The organism is Streptomyces sp. WM6372 (assembly GCF_001279655.1).
In the GTDB taxonomy this organism is placed as follows: Bacteria; Actinomycetota; Actinomycetes; order Streptomycetales; family Streptomycetaceae; genus Streptomyces.
In genome coordinates, this window is sequence record NZ_LGDB01000002.1 from 94,338 (window position 1) to 114,414 (window position 20,077).

The window sequence follows — 20,077 nt, forward strand, 5'->3', positions numbered from 1 at the left end:
GTCGGCCCCGCCCTCCCGCTGATCCCGGAGGGCGGGGCCGACGGCGTTCGCGGCGGGATCCGCTCAGGTCGTGGGCCGGCGGGACCACCGGCCGCGCTGGGTCCGCCACAGCGCCTTCTGGCCGTACAGGGTCAGGACGCCGGCCAGCATGATCCCGCCGAGGTTGAGCAGCAGTTGCTCGGCGGAGCCCCACATCTGGGCGAACTCCCCGTAGCTGAGCGCCACGGCGGCGTTCGCGCCCGCCGGGACGGTGGTCACCGAGATCGCGACGCCCACCAGCGCCCCGGACTTCGCCGAGGTCAGGGACAGCACTCCCGCGATCCCCGCGAGCAGCGACACCACGAAGGAGAACGAGTCCGGCTGCCAGATGAAGCCGGTGTTCGGGCGGGGCCGGTCCAGCATCCCCGCGTGGAACTGCCCGATGGCGTCCATCCCCAGGCTGAAGACGGTGGTGGCGGCGATCGCCACGGCGAAACCGATCAGCAGTGCGGTGAGGGACCGCAGCGCGAGCCGCGGCCGGCGCCGCACCACGCCGGTGCAGACTCCGGCGAGCGGACCGAACTCCGGGCCGACCGCCATCGCGCCCACGATCAGGACGGCGTTGTCGAGGACCACGCCGCAGGCCGCGATCATCGTGGCGATGATCATGAACGCGACGTACGTGATGGTGAGCGTGGACTCCTCGTGCGTGGCCTCGGTCAGCTGCTCCCACAGCACCGCGTCGGCGCCCTCGCCCGGGGCCTCCTCCTCGGCCGCGTCGGCCCGCCGGGACAGCGACAGGTCGATGTTCTCGACGGCGATCGAGCCGTCCTCCTCGACGCCCAGCTCCCTGAGCTCGTGCAGCAGCTCGTCCCCCGCCTCCCGGGCGACGTCGCACAGCACGAGGTCGCCGCGCGGATCGCGGGCGGCGCCCGGCAGTACGACCAGGTGGGTGGTGCCGACCGTCGATTCGATGACCGAGACCACGGCGTCGGTCCGGTCGGCCGGTGTGATCAACCGAAGGTGCAGCATGGCCGCACCTTAGTCGGCGGCGGGGTCAGAGCTTGCGGAGGCTGAGCTTCTGGACCTTGTGGTCCGGGCCCTTGCGCACGACGAGCGTCGCGCGGCCGCGGGTGGGGGCGACGTTCTCCAGGAGGTTCGGCTTGTTGATCGTGCGCCACATGGTCTGCGCGTACTCCATCGCCTCCTCCTCGGAGACCTGGGTGTACTTGCGGAAGTAGGAGAAGGGATTCTGGAACGCGGTCTCGCGCAGCTTCCGGAACCGGTTGAGGTACCAGCGCTCGATGTCCTCGGGCCGGGCGTCCACGTACACGCTGAAGTCGAAGTAGTCGGCGAGCGCGACGCGCGTACGGCCGTCCTTGCCGGGCAGCGCCGGCTGGAGGACGTTGAGCCCCTCGACGATCAGGATGTCGGGGCGGCGCACGACGAGCTTCTCGCCGGGGACGATGTCGTAGATCAGGTGCGAGTAGACCGGGGCGCTGACCTCGTCCTTGCCCGCCTTGATGTCCGCGACGAAGCGGGTGAGCGCGCGGCGGTCGTACGACTCCGGGAAGCCCTTGCGGGAGGTCAGCCCGCGCCGCTGGAGCTCCTTCATGGGGTAGAGGAACCCGTCGGTGGTGACCAGCTCGACGCGGGGGTGCTCGGGCCAGCGGGCGAGGAGGGCCTGGAGGAGGCGGGCCACGGTGGACTTGCCGACGGCGACGGAGCCGGCGACCCCTATGACGAAAGGGGTGCCCTGCTGGGCGCCGTGGCCGTTGCCGGCGTCGCCGAGGAAGGTGTTGAGGGTGCCGCGGAGGTTGCTCGTGGCGCCGACGTAGAGGTTGAGGAGGCGCGAGAGCGGCAGGTAGACGTCCCGGACCTCGTCGAGGTCGATGACGTCGCCGAGGCCGCGCAGCCGCTCGACCTCCTCGGCGGTGAGGGGGAGCGGGGTCCGCTCGCGCAGCGCGCTCCACTCGTCGCGGGTGAGGTCGACGTACGGGGAGACCTCGGCCCGGCGGTGGGGTCGCTCGGGGCGGTCGGGGCGCTCCATCGCGCTCTCCGGCGGCGTGCTTCGTGGCGGCGAAGTGATCACAGGGCCATTGTCGTGGCTCGGGGGCGGTTGTGGGTGGTGGGGTCGGTCACGTGGCGGAGGGCCGCGCCCCGGGGTCTCACCCCGGTCACGATCGGGGGCGCGCGGGCGGAAAAGCGGTGGCGGTCGTCGGAGCCGCCCGTAGATTTGTGATCACCGCGGCCTCTTTGCGGCCGCCGCTTGCCGTTTTTGGTTTCTGGGGGAGATTTTTTCGTGCGCAGCACTCTTGTCCGTCGTACCGTCCTGACCGTTTCCGCGGTGTCCCTGGCGCTGCTGACCACCGCCTGTGGTTCCGACAAGGCGGACGACAAGGTGGGCGGCGCCACGCCGACCCCCTCCGGCGCGGCGACCTCGGCGGCGCCGGCGGCGAAGGCGAAGACCGACGCCGAGCTGGTCGCGCTGCTGGTGACGCAGGCCGAGCTGCCGACCCACGCGGTCCGGGCGGCCACCCCGGCCGAACTCGCGGCGGCGGCAAGCGCCGGGAGCGACAAGCCCGAGTGCCTGCCGCTGGTCAAGGCGCAGTCCACGGCCCCGGTCGGCACCCCGGCGGGCAGGGCGGGCACCAAAGCGGTCGCCCTGCCGAAGTCCGCGGGCGACGTCCTGGGCGCCACCGTCACGTCCATCGCCCTCGCCTCGTACGAGGGCAAGGGCGCCGACGCGGCCTTCGCCTCCGTCAAGGCGGCGGCCACGGCCTGCGCCGGCGGTTACACGGGCAGCCAGGCCGGTGACTCCCTCAAGATCTCCAAGGTGGTCCCGGGCGCCCCGGTCACCGCGGGCGACGAGGCGCTCGCCTACACCGCGGTGGCCGACGTGGACGGCGAGAAGGCTTCCACGGAGCTCGTGGTCGTGCGCAAGGGCAACATCATCGCCACCTTCTCGGCCGTGAGCCCGAGCGGCTCCGCCGAGCAGCCGAAGGCCGTCGTCGAGATCCAGGCCAAGAAGCTCGGCTGAGGTCCGGCCCGTACGGGTCTTCGAACGACGTCAATCCCGCTCCGGCGCATTCGCCGGGGCGGGTTTTTCGTCTTGTTCAGGTACGGGGCAGGCGGCTCGCTTCCGCGTACGCTGCGCCGTATGTGCGGAATTGTGGGTTACGTGGGAGCGCAGTCGGCGCTCGATGTGGTCATCGCCGGACTCAAGCGGCTGGAGTACCGCGGCTACGACTCGGCGGGCGTCGCCGTGCTCGCGGACGGGGGGCTGGTCGCCGCCAAGAAGGCCGGAAAACTGGTCAATCTGGAGAAGGAACTGGTCGGGCACCCGCTGCCGGCCGGTTCCACGGGACTCGGGCACACCCGCTGGGCCACCCACGGCGGGCCCACCGACGTCAACGCCCACCCGCACCTCGACAACGCGGGCCGGGTGGCCGTCGTCCACAACGGCATCATCGAGAACTTCGCCGCGCTCCGCGGCGAACTGGCCGGGCGCGGGCACCGGCTGGAGTCCGAGACGGATACCGAGGTGGTCGCCCACCTGCTGGCCGAGCGGTTCGAGGCCGGCGGGGACCTTGCGGAGGCCATGCGGCAGGTGTGCCGGCGGCTGGAGGGCGCGTTCACGCTGGTCGCGGTGCACGCCGACGCGCCGGACGTGGTGGTCGGGGCCCGCCGGAACTCCCCCCTGGTGGTGGGCGTCGGGGAAGGCGAGAACTTCCTCGCCTCGGACGTGGCCGCGTTCATCGCCCACACCCGGTCCGCGATCGAGCTGGGGCAGGACCAGGTCGTCGAACTCCGCCGCGACGGGGTCACGGTGACCGACTTCGCCGGTGCGCCCGCGTCCGTGCGGGCGTACCACGTGGACTGGGACGCCTCGGCGGCCGAAAAGGGCGGTTACGACTACTTCATGCTCAAGGAGATCGCCGAGCAGCCGAAGGCCGTCGCCGACACCCTCCTGGGCAGGATCGACGCGAGCGGCTCGCTGAGCCTGGACGAGGTGCGCATCCCCGTCTCGGTGCTCAGGGAGGTCGACAAGGTCGTGATCGTGGCGTGCGGTACGGCGTACCACGCGGGCATGATCGCGAAGCTGGCCATCGAGCACTGGACCCGCATCCCGTGCGAGACGGAGCTGGCGAGCGAGTTCCGCTACCGCGACCCGATCCTGGACCAGCGGACGCTGGTGGTCGCGATCTCGCAGAGCGGCGAGACCATGGACACCCTGATGGCGCTGCGGCACGCGCGTGAGCAGGGGGCCAAGGTGCTGGCCATCTGCAATACGAACGGGTCGACGATCCCGCGCGAATCGGATGCCGTGCTCTACACGCACGCCGGTCCGGAGGTGGCCGTCGCCTCGACCAAGGCGTTCCTGACGCAGCTGGTGGCCTGCTATCTGGTCGCGCTGTACCTCGGGCAGGTGCGGGGGACGAAGTGGGGCGACGAGATCGAGACGGTGATCCGCGAGCTGTCCGACATCGCCGCGGCCGTGGACACCGTACTGGAGACCATGGAGCCGGTCCGGGAGCTGGCGCGCTCGCTGGCGGACAAGAACACCGTGCTGTTCCTCGGCCGGCACGTCGGGTACCCCGTGGCGCTGGAGGGCGCGCTCAAGCTCAAGGAACTGGCGTACATGCACGCCGAGGGCTTCGCGGCGGGCGAGCTCAAGCACGGCCCGATCGCGCTGATCGAGAAGGACCTGCCGGTGGTCGTGGTCGTGCCGTCGCCGCGCGGGCGCTCCGTGCTGCACGACAAGATCGTGTCGAACATCCAGGAGATCCGGGCGCGCGGGGCGCGGACCATCGTGATCGCGGAGGAGGGCGACCACGCGGTCGTCCCGTACGCCGACCACCTGATCCGGATCCCCGCGACGCCGACGCTGCTCCAGCCCTTGGTGGCGACGGTGCCGCTGCAGGTCTTCGCCTGCGAGCTGGCGACGGCGCGGGGCAACGAGGTGGACCAGCCGCGTAACCTCGCAAAGTCCGTGACGGTGGAGTGAGCGAAGCGAGTTGGCGTTGTGATCATCGGAGTGGGAATCGACGTTGCCGAGATCGAGCGGTTCGGTGAGTCGCTGGCCCGGACGCCGCAACTGGCGCAGCGGCTGTTCGTCGACTCCGAGTTGACGCTGCCGAGCGGCGAGCGGCGCGGCATCGCCTCGCTCGCCGCCCGGTTCGCGGCCAAGGAGGCCCTCGCCAAGGCGCTCGGCGCGCCCGGCGGGATGCTGTGGACCGATGCCGAGGTGTACGTGGAGGAGACCGGGCAGCCGCGGGTGCGGGTCTCGGGCACGGTCGAGGCCAGGGCGGTGGCGCTGGGCGTGAAGTCCTGGCACATCTCGCTGAGCCACGACGCGGGCATCGCCTCGGCCGTGGTGATCGCCGAGGGCTGAGCCTCCTTTTCGGGCAGGCTGGTGCCATGCGTACTGCTTACAGCGTGGAGACCGTACGGGCCGCCGAGCGCGAGCTGATGGCCCGGCTGCCGGAAGGCGCCCTGATGCAGCGCGCGGCGGCCGGGCTGGCCGCCGTCTGCGCCGGACTGCTGCGCCGGGTGTACGGGGCGCGCGTCGTGCTGCTCGTCGGGCCCGGGGACAACGGCGGCGACGCGCTGTACGCGGGCGCCCGCCTCGCCCGGCGCGGCGCCGGGGTGACGGCCGTCCCGATGGACCCCGAGCGGGTGCACGCGAAGGGGCTGCGGGCGCTGCTGGCCGCCGGGGGCCGGGTCGCGCGGGCCGTTCCCGGCCGGGCGGACCTCGTCCTGGACGGGCTCGTCGGCATCGGCGGCCGCGGCGGGCTGCGGCCGGCCGCGGCGGCGCTGGTGGAGCGGATCCCGGCCGGCGCCGTCGTCGTCGCGGTGGACCTGCCGAGCGGGGTCGACGCGGACACCGGCGAGGTGGCCGGAGCGGCCGTCCACGCCGATGTCACGGTGACCTTCGGGGCGTACAAGCCGGGGCTGCTCATCGACCCGGGGGCTTCGCGCACGGGCGCGCTGCGCCTGGTGGACATCGGGCTGGCGCTGCCGGAACCGGACGCGGAGGCCCTGCAGCACGCCGACGTGGCGGCGCTGCTGCCGGCTCCGGCGGCGTCGAGCGACAAGTACCGGCGGGGCGTGGTCGGCATCGTCGCCGGGTCGGTGCAGTACCCGGGCGCGGCGGTGCTCGCCGTCGCGGGGGCGCTGCGCGGCGGCGCGGGCGCCGTGCGGTACGTCGGCCCGGCGGCGGACGCCGTGCTCGCGCGGTACCCCGAGACGCTGATCGGGCGGGGCCGGGTACAGGCGTGGGTGGTCGGTCCGGGGCTGGGCGAGGGCCGGGCGGGGGAGGTCGCCGGGGCCCTGGCCGACCCGGTGCCCGTACTGGTGGACGCGGACGGGCTGCGCGGGCTGGAGCCGGCGGTGCTGCGGGCCCGGCCGGCCGAGACCCTGCTGACCCCGCACGCGGGGGAGGCGGCGGCGCTGCTCGGCGTGGACCGCGAGGCGGTGGAGTCGGGCCGGCTGTCCTCCGTACGGTCCCTGGCGGAGCGGTACGGGGCCACGGCCCTGCTGAAGGGATCGACGACGCTGGTGTCGCCCGCCGGGGGCGGCCCGGTCCGGGTCAACCCGACGGGAACCCCGTGGCTGGCGACCGCGGGCAGCGGCGACGTCCTGTCGGGCCTGGCGGGATCCCTGCTGGCCTCGGGGCTGGCGGCGCCGGACGCCGCGTCGGTGGCGGCGTACGTGCACGGCCTGGCGGGGCGCCGGGCCGCCTCCGGAGCCCCGCTCCTCGCCCAGCAGATCGCGGAGTCCCTCCCGGACGCCTGGCGCGACATCCGAGGCCGGTCCCACCACCCCTGATGTGTCATCAGGGGTGAAAATCGTCCAATATGTCGGCGTGTGAACGGCGGTCGCGCGGGCCACGGCCCCGCTCTGAGAGACTGGGGGCGATGAACGAGACACCGACGCGCGTGTACGCCGAGATCGATCTTGACGCCGTACGGGCGAACGTACGCGCCCTGCGCGCGCGGGCACCCCGGGCCGAGCTGATGGCCGTCGTCAAGGCGGACGCCTATGGCCACGGCGCGGTCCCGTGCGCCCGCGCGGCCCAGGACGCCGGTGCCGCCTGGCTCGGGACCGCCCTCCCCGAGGAGGCGCTCGCCCTGCGCGCCGCCGGGATCACCGGACCGATCCTGTGCTGGCTGTGGACCCCCGGCGGGCCCTGGCAGGCGGCCGTCGAGGCCGACGTGGACATCTCCGTCAGCGGGATGTGGGCCCTCGACGAGGTGCGCAAGGCCGCGCTCGCCGCCGGCCGCACGGCCAGGATCCAGCTCAAGGCCGACACCGGCCTGGGCCGGGGCGGCTGCCAGCCCGCCGACTGGACCGAGCTCGTCGGCGCGGCCGTCGCCGCCCAGGCCGAGGGCACCGTCAAGATCACCGGCATCTGGTCGCACTTCGCCTGCGCCGACGAGCCCGGCCACCCCTCCATCGCGCTCCAGCTGGCCTCCTTCCGCGACATGCTGGCGTACGCCGAGAAGGAGGGCGTGGAGCCCGAGGTCCGGCACATCGCCAACTCGCCCGCGACCCTGACCCTGCCCGAGAGCCACTTCGACCTCGTCCGCTGCGGCCTCGCCGTCTACGGCGTCTCCCCGGCCCCCGAGCTCGGCACCGCCGAGGAGCTGGGACTGCGGCCCGCCATGACCCTCAAGGCCTCCGTCGCGCTGGTCAAGACCGTGCCCGCCGGCCACGGGGTGAGCTACGGGCACCACTACGTCACCGAGGCCGAGACGAACCTCGCCCTCATCCCCGCCGGGTACGCCGACGGGATCCCCCGGCACGCCTCCGGCAGCGGACCCGTCTCCGTCGGCGGCAAGGTCCGCCGCGTCGCGGGCCGCGTCGCCATGGACCAGTTCGTCGTCGACCTGGGCGGCGACCTGGTACGCGCCGGGGACGAGGCCGTCCTCTTCGGCAGCGGCGAGCACGGCGAGCCCACCGCCGAGGACTGGGCTCAAGCGGCACACACGATCGCCTATGAGATCGTCACCCGTGTCGGGGTGCGGGTTCCCCGGGTCTACCTGGGCGGCTGAGGGCTGAGTGAGGACGGCGTGAGCGAGAACTGGCGCAAGGCGGGCTGGGCCGGCGCCGCGATCGGCGTGATAGCCGCAGGCGCGGCGGCCGGGGTCGCGGTCGAACGGATCACGGTCGGGCGCGGCATGCGCCGCAAGGCGCGCCTCGCGCTCGACGCCACCGGCGACTACGGCTCGCTGCGCGGGACGCCGGGAGCCTGCTACGCCGAGGACGGCACCGAGCTCTACTACGAGGTCGACGAGCCGCCCGAGGGCCCCAAGAAGCGGGGCCGGCTGCGCCGCAAGGACCCGGCCGCGCCGACCGTCGTGTTCTGCCACGGCTACTGCCTCGCCCAGGACTCCTGGCACTTCCAGCGCTCCGCCCTGCGCGGCCTGGTCCGCTCCGTGTACTGGGACCAGCGCAGCCACGGCCGCAGCGCGCGCGGCTTCGCCCAGGCCGACGGCGAGCGCGTCACCATCGACCAGCTCGGCCGCGACCTGAAGACCGTCATCGACGCCGCCGCGCCCGAGGGCCCGCTGATCCTGGTGGGCCACTCGATGGGCGGCATGACGATCATGGCGCTGGCCGAGCAGTTCCCCGAGCTGATCCGCGACCGGGTGATCGGCGTGGCCCTGGTCGGCACGTCCAGCGGCCACCTCGACCAGGTGACGTACGGGCTGCCCTCGGTCGGCATGGGCGCCGTACGGCGCATCCTGCCGCCCGTGCTCAAGGCGCTCGGCTCGCAGGTGGAGCTCGTCGAGAAGGGCCGGCGGGCCACCGCCGACCTCTTCGCCGGCATGATCAAGATGTACTCGTTCGGCGCCCCCCGCGAGGTGGACCCGGGCGTCGCGCGCTTCGCCGAGCGGCTCATCGAGGCCACCCCGATCGACGTGGTCGCCGAGTTCTACCCGGCCTTCCAGATCCACGACAAGAGCGCCGCCCTCCAGCGGTTCGCCGACATCCCCGTCACCGTCATCGCCGGTGACCGCGACATGGTCACCCCCGCCGCGCACAGCCAGGCCATCAAGGACGCGCTGCCGGCCGCCGAGCTGGCGGTCCTGGAGTCCGCCGGGCACCTGATGATGCTGGAGTACCCCGACACGGTGACCGGGCTGCTGACCGACCTGCTGGCGCGCACCGGCGCGGTGCCCGCAGCGACTAACGTTGGCGGGCATGGAAGAAGTACCGCTGGAAGCGCCCCGAGCGCCGCACCGTCAGGCACCGCAGCAGGGAACTGAGACGGCCGACGCCGAGGCGCGCATCACCGTCGGCTCGCCCGAGGCCATGCAGGAGCTGGGCCGCACCCTCGCCGGCCTGCTCCGCCCCGGCGACCTCGTCCTGCTGACCGGGGAGCTCGGCGCGGGCAAGACCACGCTGACCCGGGGCCTGGGCGAGGGGCTGGGCGTACGGGGCGCCGTGACCTCGCCGACCTTCGTGATCGCCCGGGTCCACCCCTCGCTGAGCGGCGGACCGGCGCTGGTCCACGTGGACGCGTACCGGCTGGGCGGCGGGCTGGACGAGATGGAGGACCTGGACCTCGACGTCTCGCTGCCCGAGTCCGTGGTCGTCGTGGAGTGGGGCGACGGCAAGGTCGAGGAGCTCTCCGACGACCGGCTGCACGTGGTGATCGCGCGGGCGGTCGGCCACGAGGAGGTCCTCGACGACGTACGGGAGGTCTCGGTGCGCGGCATCGGGGCGCGCTGGTCCGCTCCGGGCGCGCTGGCCGCGCTGTAACAAACGTACCGACAACTCGTCGGCAAGATATTGCGCCGATGGAGTCCGGCGTGGTCACATGGTACGGAGGGCTGGTTAGGTTTGCCTAAGTACGGGCCGGCCCAAGCCAGGAGGAGCCATGTCCGCAGCAGGAGTGCAGCGCGACCCCCGCCCGTCCGTCGTGCCCATGGGGGCGCTGCTCGCCGCGGGCGCGGCAGCCACCGCCGTCTCGACGCCTCCCGTGCGGGAGGCCTCGGACGCGCCGGGGGCCGACCCGGTGGACGTACGCGAACAGGCCGCCCCGGAGTCCGAGGCGGCCTGAGAAGCCCGCGTGCGTTCTGCACCTGCACCTGCCGCTGCTGCTGCCCTGCCCTGCGCCGTAGTCCGTACGGGTGAATCCGCGGCGGCGGTGGCCGGGCGGTCGCGCCGGTCGCGGCGGCCGTCAATCAGGGAAGGACGACGACCTTCGAGTTGATCGTCGCGAAGGCCCACATGGCATCGCCGTCGGCCCGCGTCATCCGGATGCCGCCGGTCTTCTTGCTCTGGTCGGGCTCGGGCATCTGGCCGTCCACCCGGGAGCTGAACCCGACCACGACCCCGTCCGCCGTCGCGAACCGTACGACGTGCTCGATGGGTACCCCGTCCGAGCCGGTGACCGCGCCCGAGCGCGAGTTCACCAGGTACGTGCCCGGCTTCGGGTGCGCCGTGCTGGGCTTGACCTGGAAGGACTTCGGCTCCTGACCGCTCTCGTTGACCAGCCACACCCGCTTCTGGCTCACCGAGTACACGACGCGCGAGCCGGTGCCCGATTCGGCCGGCACGGCCGCCGGCTTCGCCTGCTCGGGCGCCTGCGCGGACGGTGCGGGGGAGGGGGCCGCGGGCGGCGCCGCCGCCTTCGGGGGATGCGCGGGCGCGGTCGCGGAGGCCTGGTAACCGAGGAAGCCGACGGCGGCGATCGCCACCACGGTGAGCCCGGCCACGATTCCCGAGCTGCTGCGTGCCACCTTGCTCCACCTCTCCCGTGCTTCCCCTGCGCCGGAGCGCCTGCCGGGCAGCGCCTGCGTGCCCCGGCCCGGGCTCGGCCGATACCTGGGTCGAAGGTAGCAGCCGGGGTGCCCCGCGACCGGCCGCGAGGGCCCGGGCCCCCGGAGTCGTAGGCTGTTCGCGTGCTCTTGCTCGCTGTAGATACCGCCACGCCCGCCGTCACCGTCGCCCTGCACGACGGCGAGTCCGTCCTCGCCGAGTCGAACCAGGTCGACGCCCGCCGCCACGGGGAGCTCCTGCTGCCCTCCGTCGACAAGGTCCTCGCGGAGGCCGGGCTGAAGCTCGACGCCCTCACCGGCATCGTCGTCGGCGTCGGCCCCGGCCCCTACACCGGGCTGCGCGTGGGCCTCGTCACCGCCTCCACCTTCGCCACCGTGCTCGGCATCCCCGTGCACGGCCTGTGCACCCTCGACGGGCTCGCGTACGCCGCGGGCGCCGCCGGGATCGAGGGCCCCTTCACCGTCGCCACCGACGCGCGGCGCAAGGAGGTCTACTGGGCCCGGTACGAGGACCCGCGCACGCGCGTCGGCGAGCCCGCCGTGGACCGCCCGGCCGACATCGCCGAGCGGGTCGCCGGGGTGCCCGCGGTGGGCCAGGGCGCGCTGCTGTACCCGGACGTCTTCACGGACGCGCGGGCCCCCGAGCACCAGAGCGCCGCCGCGCTCGCCTCCCTGGCCGTGGAACGGCTCGCGGCCGGGGCGGAGTTCCTTCCTCCGACGCCGCTCTACCTGCGCCGGCCCGACGCGCAGGTGCCCAAGAACTACAAGGTGGTCACCCCGCAGTGACGGCACCGACAGCGGTACTGCGCGAGATGCGCTGGTGGGACATCGAGCCCGTGCTGGAACTGGAGCACGAGCTGTTCCCCGAGGACGCCTGGTCCGCGGGCATGTTCTGGTCCGAGCTCGCCCACGCCCGCGGCCCGCGCGCCACCCGCCGCTACGTGGTCGCCGACGACCCCGCCACCGGCCGCATCGTCGGCTACGCCGGGCTGGCCGCCGCCGGTGACCTGGCCGACGTACAGACCATCGCGGCCGCGCGCGACCAGTGGGGGACCGGGCTCGGCGCCCGGCTCCTCACCGACCTGCTGCGCGCCGCCACCGCGTTCGAGTGCGCCGAGGTGCTGCTGGAGGTACGGGTGGACAACACCCGGGCCCAGAAGCTCTACGAGCGCTTCGGCTTCGAGCCGATCGGCTTCCGGCGGGGCTACTACCAGCCCGGCAACGTGGACGCGCTCGTGATGCGCCTGACCGACCCCGCACAAGCGACGACTGAAAGCACTGAGAGCAATGGCTGACGAACCGCTCGTCCTCGGCATCGAGACCTCCTGCGACGAGACCGGCGTCGGCGTGGTCCGCGGCACGACCCTGCTGGCCGACGCGATCGCCTCCAGCGTCGACGAGCACGCCCGCTTCGGCGGCGTCGTGCCCGAGGTGGCCTCCCGGGCCCACCTGGAGGCGATGGTCCCGACCATCGAGCGCGCCCTGAAGGAGGCCGGGGTCAGCGCCCGCGACCTCGACGGCATCGCCGTCACGGCGGGTCCCGGCCTCGCGGGGGCCCTGCTGGTGGGCGTCTCGGCGGCCAAGGCCTACGCGTACGCGCTCGGCAAGCCGCTCTACGGGGTGAACCACCTGGCCTCGCACATCTGCGTGGACCAGCTGGAGCACGGGCCGCTGCCGGAGCCGACCATGGCGCTGCTGGTGTCCGGCGGGCACTCCTCGCTGCTGCTCGCCCCGGACATCACCTCCGACGTACGGCCGCTGGGCGCGACCATCGACGACGCGGCCGGCGAGGCCTTCGACAAGATCGCCCGCGTACTGCAGCTGGGCTTCCCGGGCGGCCCGGTCATCGACCGGCTCGCCCGCGAGGGCGACCCGAAGGCGATCAACTTCCCGCGCGGGCTGACGGGGCCGCGCGACGCGGCGTACGACTTCTCCTTCTCCGGCCTCAAGACGGCGGTCGCCCGCTGGATCGAGGCGAAGCGGAACGCGGGCGAGGAGGTGCCGGTGCGCGATGTGGCGGCGTCCTTCCAGGAGGCCGTGGTGGACGTGCTGACCCGCAAGGCGATCCGCGCGTGCAAGGACGAGGGCGTCGACCACCTGATGATCGGCGGCGGTGTGGCGGCCAATTCCCGGCTGCGCTCGCTGGCGCAGGAGCGCTGCGACGCCGCGGGGATCATCCTGCGGGTGCCGCGGCCGAAGCTGTGCACGGACAACGGAGCGATGGTGGCGGCGCTGGGCGCGGAGATGGTCAAGCGCAACCGGCCGGCCTCGGACTGGGACCTGTCGGCCGACTCCTCCCTCCCGGTGACGGACCCGCACGTGCCGGGTACCGCCCATGCGCAGGGCCACTCCCACGACCACGACCACGTGCACGAGCTGAGCAAGGACAACCTGTACTGATGAGCACCGTCGCGCTGATGTGGGAGGCCCGGGCCGCCGCCGGGCGGGGCAACGAGCTGCTGGAGTGGGCCCGTTCGCAGGTGCTGGAGCGCGATCCGGTGCGCCGCGAGCTCCTGCGGGCCCCGCAGGACCGGGTGTTGGTCGTCACGTGGTGGGAGGCGGCCGAAGGCGTGGCGGCGGAACTGCCCGAACTCCCGGAGCCCGCAGCCGATCTGGTCACCCGTCCGGTGCACCGCTGGCGGTTCGAGTCGGTGGAGACCAGCGGAACCTGACACGCGAGGCGCCCTCCAGCGACTCGTGAGCGGGACTCGGGCCCGCTGCCGTTATCGTCATGAGCATGCCTCGCCGTGACCTGCCGCCTCCACCGCCTCCGGCCCACTTGCGCGACTGGCTGGACGAGAACGCCGTACGCGCCGACCGCGCCCGCTTCCTGAAGGACCTGGGCCGGCGCAGCCTGGGCCTGGGGCGGCTGCTGCTGCTCTGGGCCGTCGCCGCCGTCTTCGCGCTCGGCTGGTCCTTCGTCGCGATGGCCCTGATCTCCTTCGAGACGCCGGGCGACCCGTTCTCGTACGTCTTCGGCCTGATCTTCGGCCTGCTCGGCGCGGGCGTGCTGATCCCGGCGGGGTTCTGGTTCGCCCGGGGCGCCCGGCGGGACCGGCTGGTCGACCAGCTGCTGCGCGCCTGGGCCGAGTCGGACCGGGATCCGGCGGCCGACGCCGGGGTCCGCGCCCCGGGGCGGAGCCTGACCTGGCTGCTGACCTCCTTCGCGCTGGGCGCGTTCGGGCTGTACGTGACCTTCGGCTCGGCGGCGACGGCCCGCCCGGGCGTCACCACGTACGGGGAGGTCACGTACTACATGGGCCTCGGCATGATCCTGTGGATCACCGGCCTGCTGGGCCTCGGGAAGGCCGGCGCGCACTACCGGTGGGCGGTGCGCGCCTTCCGCGGCGGCGCCGCGGCGCAGAGCGGCGGCGCGGCGGCGCACTGACCGGCGGGCGGGCCGGTCGGCGTTCCTGCGGCGCACTGACCGGCGGGCGGGCCGGTCGGCGGTGCTACGGCGCGCCGACGGGCGAGCCGATCAGCATCGACGGGGCCCCGGCGACCCGGGTCAGGAAGACGGTCGCGGAGTGCGGCCCCTGCGGCTTGACCTTCCTGCGCAGCTCCTCGGGCTCGATGGCCGACCCGCGCTTCTTGACGGTCAGGATGCCGACCCCGCGCTCGCGCAGCAGCGCCTTCAGCTTCTTGAGGCCGAACGGCAGCACGTCGGTGATCTCGTACGCGGTGGCGTACGGGGTCGCGCGCAGTTCGTCGGCGGTGACGTACGCGATGGTCGGGTCGATGAGCCGGCCGGCCAGCTGCTCGGCGACCTCGGCGACGAGGTGGGCGCGGATCACGGCGCCGTCGGGCTCGTAGAGGTAGCGGCCGACCGGCCCGGCCTCGGGGTCGGGCAGCGGATCGGTGGTGTGCAGGGTGCGCGGGCCCGGCAGCAGGGTGGCGCGTACGGTGCCGGGCGCGGTCCCGAACCACAGCACGGCCTCCTTCACGTCCCCCTGGTCCGAGATCCACTCGGCCTCGGCCTCCGCCGGCACGGCCTCGTGCGGGATCCCGGGGGCGACCTTGATGGCGGCGTACTTGGCCGTACGGGCGGCCTCGACGGCCCACGACAGCGGCGGCGAGTAGCTCTCGGGGTCGAAGGTCCGGCCGCGGCCGGACCGCCGGGCGGGGTCGAGGAAGACGGCTTCGTACCCGGAGGCGTCGATGTCGGTCACGTCCGCCTCGCGGACCTCGATGAGCTCGGCCAGCCCCAGGGCCTCGGCATTGGCGCGGGCGACGGCGACGGTCAGCGGGTCGCGGTCCACGGCGAGGACGCGGATGCCGAGCCGGGCCAGGGCGAGGGCGTCCCCTCCGATGCCGCAGCACAGGTCCGCGACGCTGCGCACGCCGAGCTCCGCGAGCCGTTCGGCGCGGTACGAGGCCACCGGGGCGCGGGTGGCCATCTCGCCGCCGCCGGGCGTGAAGTACATCCGGAACGCGTCCTCGGCCCCGAACTTCGCCACCGCGCGCTGCCGCAGCCGGGCCTGCCCGAGCGCGGCGGAGACCAGCGCGGCGGGGTGCTCGCGGCGCAGCCGGGTGGCGAGGGCGAGCTCCTGGGCCGGGTCGTGGTCGCGGAGCGAGTCGAGGAGGGCGCGGCCCTCGGGGGTGAGGAGGGCGGCGAAGTCTTCGGGGGTCACGCCTCCATTGTCGGCTCCCCCGCCGGTGGCGGGTGCGTGTGGGCCGGTCGGAGGAACGTGGCAGCGCGGCGCGAGGTGTCGTCCGGGAAGCGCGCGTGGCGGGTGCCAGGATGCGCTGCTATGCAGCTAGTCGGACAAAACGAACATAAGACGCTTCATGGTCACCGGTCCGCGGCGGGTCCGCGCGGCCGCGTCGGGGTGGCGCTGGCCGCACTGCTGGTCGCCGCCCTCGGAACGGGATGCGGCTCCGCCGCCGACTCCGCTCCCGCCCGCAAGGGCGGCAAGCCCGCGGACGCGCCCGCGGGCGCCGCGGGCGCGGTCGCGAACCCCGCCGAGCAGCAGAAGGCCGCCCAGCAGGCCCGGGTCGCCGCGGCGAAGAAGTGGAAGCTGGCCAAGCCGCCGCTGACCGCGCCGGCCGCGCCCAAGACGAAGCCGGAGATCACCACGCGCGAGGGCTTCGAGGTCGAGGGCCAGGAGGACCTCCCGCCCGTCTTCACCACCGTCCCCACGGAGGACAAGGTCGTCTTCCTGACGATCGACGACGGCGCGGAGAAGGACCCCGAGTTCCTGAAGATGATGCAGGAGCTGAAGATCCCGTACACGGCGTTCCTCAGCGACTACCTCATCCGCGACAACTATCCCTACTTCAAGGAGATGCAGGCCGCCGGCGTCTCCCTGAACAACCACACGCTCAACCACCGCTACATGCCGGCGCTCTCGTACGAGGCGCAGCACGAGGAGATCTGCGGGCAGCAGGACACGATCCAGAAGCAGTTCGGCAAACGGCCGACGCTGTTCCGGCCGCCGTACGGCAACTACAACGAGGACACGCTGCGCGCGGCGAAGTCCTGCGGCATCAAGGCGGTCCCGCTGTGGAACGCGGAGGCCTTCCCGAACCGCATGGACTGGCGGGAATGGGACCGGGACCTCCACCCTGGAGACATCATCCTGACTCATTTCCGAGGGCGGGAGGACTGGAAGGGGTCCATGCCTGACATGATCCGTCATGTCATGAAGACCGTCACGGACAAGGGGTACGCCGTGGCTCGCCTGGAGGACTACTTGTGAGGTACGCGCGCCGGTTCGTGGCCGGGACGCTGGCGGCCGGCGCGCTCGCGCTGTCCCTGACGGGGTGCGGGGACAGCGTGGACCCGGTCGAGAGGCTGGGCGGCAAGACTCCGGAGACGACGCGGCCGCCGACGGCGGCCGCGTCGCCGTCACCGTCGTCCGGCATGCCGGGCGACGAGGCGTACAAGAAGTGGGGCTTGAAGTCCCCCCTCCAGTTCGCCCCGAAGCCGGCCCAGAAGCCCGCCATCGCCCCGGCCGCCCCGGGCAAGGCCCAGGTGGTGGACCGAATACCCGTCCCGGCCGGCGACAAGGTCGTCTTCCTGACCTTCGACGACGGCGCGGAGAAGGACCCCGAGTTCCTGAAGATGGCGGCCGACCTCAAGCTGCCGATCAGCATGTTCCTGACGGACAACATCGCCTCGTCGGACTACGGGCACTTCGAGAAGCTCCGTGACAACGGCTCCGGCAGCACGATCAACAACCACACCCTGACGCACCCGAACCTCCGGACCCTGCCCTTCGCGGCGCAGAAGAAGGAGATATGCGGCCAGCAGGAACACCTGGAGAAGCGCTTCGGCACCAAGCCGGTCCGCTTCCGCCCGCCGTACGGCAACTACAACGACGACACCCTCAAGGCCGCCTCCGAGTGCGGCATATCGCAGGTGATCCTGTGGCGCGTGTCGATGCAGATCAACAACTTCCAGTACGCCGAGGGCTCCGCCCTCAAACCGGGCGACATCATCCTGGCCCACTTCCGCGGCCCCTCCGAGCTCAAGGGCTCGACGGAAATCCAGATGACCACGCGCATGCTCCAGCGCATCCAGGAACAGGGCTACCGCATAGGCCGCCTGGAGGACTACCTCTGACCCCTCGTATCGAAGCCGGTGCCCGCCGCCGCGACCCGCGGCCACCGCGCCTGCCGCGGATCCCCGCCCGTCAGCGCGCCGCGACCACCGGGGTGATCGTGGTTTCCGCCGGGCCCTGGGCGTCCGCCTCGCGCTGGCGTTCCGCGCTGTCGCTGATGCGCAGGAGCAGGGCGATCATGATCCAGTTGGCCAGGAGGGACGAGCCGCCCTTCGCCAGAAACGGCAGCGCCTTGCCGGTCAGCGGGATCAGGCCCGTCACACCGCCGGCCACCACGAAGACCTGGAGCGCCAGCGCCGCCGAGAGGCCCACCGCCAGCAGCTTCCCGAACGGGTCCCGGGCGCCCAGCGCCATCCGCAGCCCCCGCTGGACCAGCAGCGCGTACAGGAGCAGCACCGCCATGACCCCGGCCAGCCCGAGCTCCTCGCCCACCGTGGTCAGGATGAAGTCGCTGCGCCCCGCGAAGCCGATCAGCTCCGGGTGCCCCATCCCCAGCCCCGTCCCCGACATGCCGCCCGTGCCGAAGCTGAACAGCGCCTGCGCGGACTGGTCCGAGATGACCCCCGGCGGCCGCTCCTTCCAGTAGTAGGACAGCGGCTCCAGCCACGCGGCCACACGCCCCTTGACGTGCGGCTCCGTCGAGCCCACCACGAAGGCGCCGACCCCCGCCATGAGCAGGCCCGTCACGATCCAGCTGGTGCGCTCGGTGGCGACGTACAGCATCACCACGAACACGCCGAAGAAGATCAGCGACGTACCCAGGTCCCGCTCGAAGACCAGCACCAGCAGCGACACGATCCACACCGTGATGATCGGCCCGAGCTGGCGCATCGGGGGCAGCCGCATGCCCAGGAACTTCCGGCCCGTCAGGGCCAGCGAGTCGCGGTGGATGACCAGGTAGCCCGCGAAGAAGATCGCGATCATGATCTTCACGAACTCGCCCGGCTGGAGCGAGAACCCGAACAGGATGATCCAGCGCTTCGCGCCGTACGTGTCCGCACCGAAGAACGCCGGCGCGATCAGGAGCACCAGCGCGACCGCCATCGTGATGTAGATGAACCGCTGGAGCAGCCGGTGGTCCCGCAGCAGCGCCACCACGGCCAGGCACGCGGCCACGCCGATGACCGTCCACTGCAACTGCCCCGGCGCGTTCGCCTCGCCGCCGTACCGCGCGATGTACGACTGGTCCAGCCGGTGCAGCAGCACCAGCCCCAGCCCCGACAGCAGCATGGCGAGCGGGAAGATCAGCGGATCCGCGTACGCCGCGAACCGGCGCACGCCCAGGTGCCCCACCAGTGCCAGCAGCGTCATGCTGATCGTGAACCCGGTGAGGTTGGCGGGCAGCTCGCCGTTCATCGCCAGGCCGGCGCTCGCGTGCCCGAAGACGGTGAGGGCGACGACGAAGACGAGGAGCAGCGCCTCGGTACGGCGGCGCGCGCCGGCCGTCGTGAGCGGACTCAGTCCACGCACGGGATGCCGCCACCGTCGATGGCGGGGGCGGAACCGCCCGCACCCGCACCCGCACCCTCGCCGACGCCCGCGCCGACACCCGCGCCCCCGCCCGCGCCCGCCGAGGGGGCGGCGTCGGCCGGTCCCGGAGAGGCGCCTGGTGCGCCGCTCGGGCTCGGAGCGGCCGCAGAGGCGGAAGCCCCCGGTCCGATCTGCTCGGCAATGAGGCGCTTTATCTTCATATCGTCTACGACGTTTATGTCCTCCCCATGGTTCCTTCCGAACCGCTCGACGGGCAGTGTCGTGAACGCCACCTTCCCGCCGGACAGGTTCTTCGCCTGCTTCACGAACGACATCAGGTCCCACCCCGCGTCCGTCACCACGTCCTGTTTCGCCGTGTCGATCAGCTTCATCAGCTTGGCCGGATCGGTGAAGGTCCCGGCCGAGTTCAGCTTCTGCGTGGCACCCGCCAGGAAGGCCTGCTGCCGCTTCGTCCGGTCCAGGTCGCCCATGTCCAGGCCGTGCCGCTGGCGCACGAAGGCCAGGGACTGCTGACCGTTCAGGCTCTGGCGGCCCGCCGGGAAGTCGGCGCCCGAGTACGTGTCCCGCACCGGCTTCTTCAGGCACACCGGTACGCCGCCCAGCGCGTCCGCCAGGTGGTAGAAACCGGCCAGGTTGAGTTCGGCGAAGTGATCGACCGGGACGCCCAGGAAGTTCCGTACCGTCTCGATCTGCGCCTTGCGGCCGGCCTCCCGCCCCTCGCGCTCCAGCCTGCGCCGGTCCTTGACCCCCTGGGCCGCGAGCCGCTCCTCCTCCGCGGCCTTCGCCAGCCCGTACGCCTTCTTGATCTTGTCCTTGCCCCGCCCCGGCAGGGCGACGAAGTCGTCGCGCGGGATGGAGAAGGCCTTCGCCCGGCTGCCGTCGCCGGGGACGTGGAGCAGGATCAGCGTGTTCGCGTTGTAGCCGCCGATGTCGGAGCTGCCGGCGTGCAGTTTGTCGAGGACCTCCTCCGGCAGTTCCTCGCCGTTCTGGTCGCGGCGGCTGTCCAGGCCCATCAGCAGGATGTTGGTGTCGCCGTACTTCGACTTCTCGGCGCCCTCCAGGGCCTTGGAGCTGCCGATGCTGCCGGCGAGGTCCCGGTACGCGTACCAGGCCCCGGCGGCGGCCATCACGGCCAGCGCGCAGACGGCGACGAGCAGGGTGCGGGCGATGCGGAACCGGCGGGGCCGGGGGTGGCGGGGCCGGCGGGCGGGATGGCTGGTCTTCCTCCGGTGCGCGCTCATGCCAGTCGAT

At 72.9% G+C, this 20,077-nt stretch carries 21 protein-coding genes; 15 read left to right on the plus strand and 6 right to left on the minus strand.

What is annotated here, in order from left to right; genetic code table 11:
- Nucleotides 1-63 precede the first annotated feature (63 nt).
- Nucleotides 64-1,011, minus strand: coding sequence for a DUF389 domain-containing protein (locus ADK52_RS01725; RefSeq protein WP_053687977.1), 948 nt, complete (start codon nt 1,009-1,011; stop codon nt 64-66).
- Nucleotides 1,012-1,036: 25 nt separating this feature from the next.
- Nucleotides 1,037-2,029, minus strand: a complete 993-nt coding sequence (coaA, locus tag ADK52_RS01730; RefSeq protein ID WP_053687978.1) for a type I pantothenate kinase — start codon at nt 2,027-2,029, stop codon at nt 1,037-1,039.
- 252 nt (nt 2,030-2,281) lie between these two features.
- Here coaA and ADK52_RS01735 point away from each other — a divergent pair, with 252 nt between their 5' ends.
- The 8 genes from ADK52_RS01735 (at nt 2,282) to ADK52_RS41060 (ending at nt 10,051) form a co-directional block, all read left to right on the plus strand.
- Complete coding sequence (locus ADK52_RS01735; protein ID WP_063783746.1) at nt 2,282-3,019, plus strand: sensor domain-containing protein; 738 nt, start codon at nt 2,282-2,284, stop codon at nt 3,017-3,019.
- Nucleotides 3,020-3,139: 120 nt separating this feature from the next.
- On the plus strand, nt 3,140-4,987 hold the full coding sequence (gene glmS / locus ADK52_RS01740; protein WP_053687980.1) for a glutamine--fructose-6-phosphate transaminase (isomerizing): 1,848 nt from the start codon (nt 3,140-3,142) through the stop codon (nt 4,985-4,987).
- 18 nt (nt 4,988-5,005) lie between these two features.
- The gene (locus ADK52_RS01745) at nt 5,006-5,374 is read left to right on the plus strand and encodes a holo-ACP synthase (protein WP_053687981.1); all 369 of its coding nucleotides are present in this window, start codon (nt 5,006-5,008) and stop codon (nt 5,372-5,374) included.
- Nucleotides 5,375-5,400: 26 nt separating this feature from the next.
- Nucleotides 5,401-6,810: a bifunctional ADP-dependent NAD(P)H-hydrate dehydratase/NAD(P)H-hydrate epimerase gene (locus ADK52_RS01750; RefSeq protein ID WP_053687982.1), complete on the plus strand. Its 1,410-nt coding sequence runs from the start codon at nt 5,401-5,403 to the stop codon at nt 6,808-6,810.
- 89 nt (nt 6,811-6,899) lie between these two features.
- Nucleotides 6,900-8,036, plus strand: a complete 1,137-nt coding sequence (gene alr / locus ADK52_RS01755; RefSeq protein WP_053687983.1) for an alanine racemase — start codon at nt 6,900-6,902, stop codon at nt 8,034-8,036.
- A gap of 18 nt (nt 8,037-8,054) precedes the next feature.
- Nucleotides 8,055-9,254: an alpha/beta fold hydrolase gene (locus tag ADK52_RS01760; protein WP_078987809.1), complete on the plus strand. Its 1,200-nt coding sequence runs from the start codon at nt 8,055-8,057 to the stop codon at nt 9,252-9,254.
- Nucleotides 9,205-9,750: a tRNA (adenosine(37)-N6)-threonylcarbamoyltransferase complex ATPase subunit type 1 TsaE gene (gene tsaE / locus ADK52_RS01765; RefSeq protein WP_420714776.1), complete on the plus strand. Its 546-nt coding sequence runs from the start codon at nt 9,205-9,207 to the stop codon at nt 9,748-9,750. Before ADK52_RS01760 ends, tsaE begins: the two co-directional genes overlap by 50 nt.
- Nucleotides 9,751-9,868: 118 nt before the next feature.
- Entirely contained in the window at nt 9,869-10,051 is a 183-nt protein-coding gene (locus ADK52_RS41060; RefSeq protein WP_107089941.1) for a hypothetical protein, read from the plus strand.
- Between the two features lie 124 nt (nt 10,052-10,175).
- Here the strand turns inward: ADK52_RS41060 and ADK52_RS01770 are convergent, their stop codons facing one another.
- A complete protein-coding gene (locus ADK52_RS01770; RefSeq protein WP_053687986.1) occupies nt 10,176-10,733 on the minus strand; it encodes a hypothetical protein in 558 nt (185 codons plus the stop codon).
- 162 nt (nt 10,734-10,895) lie between these two features.
- Here ADK52_RS01770 and tsaB point away from each other — a divergent pair, with 162 nt between their 5' ends.
- From tsaB to ADK52_RS01795, 5 genes are all read left to right on the plus strand, one after another.
- Nucleotides 10,896-11,558 carry a tRNA (adenosine(37)-N6)-threonylcarbamoyltransferase complex dimerization subunit type 1 TsaB gene (gene tsaB / locus ADK52_RS01775; protein WP_053687987.1) on the plus strand — a complete coding sequence of 221 codons (663 nt, stop codon included), beginning with the start codon at nt 10,896-10,898 and terminating at the stop codon, nt 11,556-11,558.
- The gene (gene rimI / locus ADK52_RS01780; RefSeq protein ID WP_053687988.1) at nt 11,555-12,067 is read left to right on the plus strand and encodes a ribosomal protein S18-alanine N-acetyltransferase; all 513 of its coding nucleotides are present in this window, start codon (nt 11,555-11,557) and stop codon (nt 12,065-12,067) included. The genes tsaB and rimI overlap by 4 nt, the downstream gene beginning before the upstream one ends.
- A complete protein-coding gene (gene tsaD, locus ADK52_RS01785) occupies nt 12,060-13,172 on the plus strand; it encodes a tRNA (adenosine(37)-N6)-threonylcarbamoyltransferase complex transferase subunit TsaD (RefSeq protein ID WP_053687989.1) in 1,113 nt (370 codons plus the stop codon). The genes rimI and tsaD overlap by 8 nt, the downstream gene beginning before the upstream one ends.
- Nucleotides 13,172-13,444: a hypothetical protein gene (locus tag ADK52_RS01790; RefSeq protein ID WP_053687990.1), complete on the plus strand. Its 273-nt coding sequence runs from the start codon at nt 13,172-13,174 to the stop codon at nt 13,442-13,444. The genes tsaD and ADK52_RS01790 overlap by 1 nt, the downstream gene beginning before the upstream one ends.
- A 65-nt stretch (nt 13,445-13,509) precedes the next feature.
- Nucleotides 13,510-14,160 carry a hypothetical protein gene (locus tag ADK52_RS01795; RefSeq protein ID WP_063783748.1) on the plus strand — a complete coding sequence of 217 codons (651 nt, stop codon included), beginning with the start codon at nt 13,510-13,512 and terminating at the stop codon, nt 14,158-14,160.
- Between the two features lie 64 nt (nt 14,161-14,224).
- Here the strand turns inward: ADK52_RS01795 and ADK52_RS01800 are convergent, their stop codons facing one another.
- Nucleotides 14,225-15,403: a THUMP-like domain-containing protein gene (locus ADK52_RS01800; protein WP_053687992.1), complete on the minus strand. Its 1,179-nt coding sequence runs from the start codon at nt 15,401-15,403 to the stop codon at nt 14,225-14,227.
- 120 nt (nt 15,404-15,523) lie between these two features.
- Here ADK52_RS01800 and ADK52_RS01805 point away from each other — a divergent pair, with 120 nt between their 5' ends.
- The gene (locus ADK52_RS01805; protein ID WP_053687993.1) at nt 15,524-16,471 is read left to right on the plus strand and encodes a polysaccharide deacetylase family protein; all 948 of its coding nucleotides are present in this window, start codon (nt 15,524-15,526) and stop codon (nt 16,469-16,471) included.
- Entirely contained in the window at nt 16,468-17,337 is an 870-nt protein-coding gene (locus ADK52_RS01810; protein ID WP_053687994.1) for a polysaccharide deacetylase family protein, read from the plus strand. The genes ADK52_RS01805 and ADK52_RS01810 overlap by 4 nt, the downstream gene beginning before the upstream one ends.
- Before the next feature lie 70 nt (nt 17,338-17,407).
- Here the strand turns inward: ADK52_RS01810 and ADK52_RS01815 are convergent, their stop codons facing one another.
- Together ADK52_RS01815 and ADK52_RS01820 are read right to left on the minus strand one after the other, a co-directional pair.
- Nucleotides 17,408-18,805: an FtsW/RodA/SpoVE family cell cycle protein gene (locus ADK52_RS01815; RefSeq protein ID WP_053687995.1), complete on the minus strand. Its 1,398-nt coding sequence runs from the start codon at nt 18,803-18,805 to the stop codon at nt 17,408-17,410.
- Complete coding sequence (locus tag ADK52_RS01820; protein WP_078987811.1) at nt 18,793-20,067, minus strand: LCP family protein; 1,275 nt, start codon at nt 20,065-20,067, stop codon at nt 18,793-18,795. The genes ADK52_RS01815 and ADK52_RS01820 overlap by 13 nt, the downstream gene beginning before the upstream one ends.
- Nucleotides 20,068-20,077 lie beyond the last annotated feature (10 nt).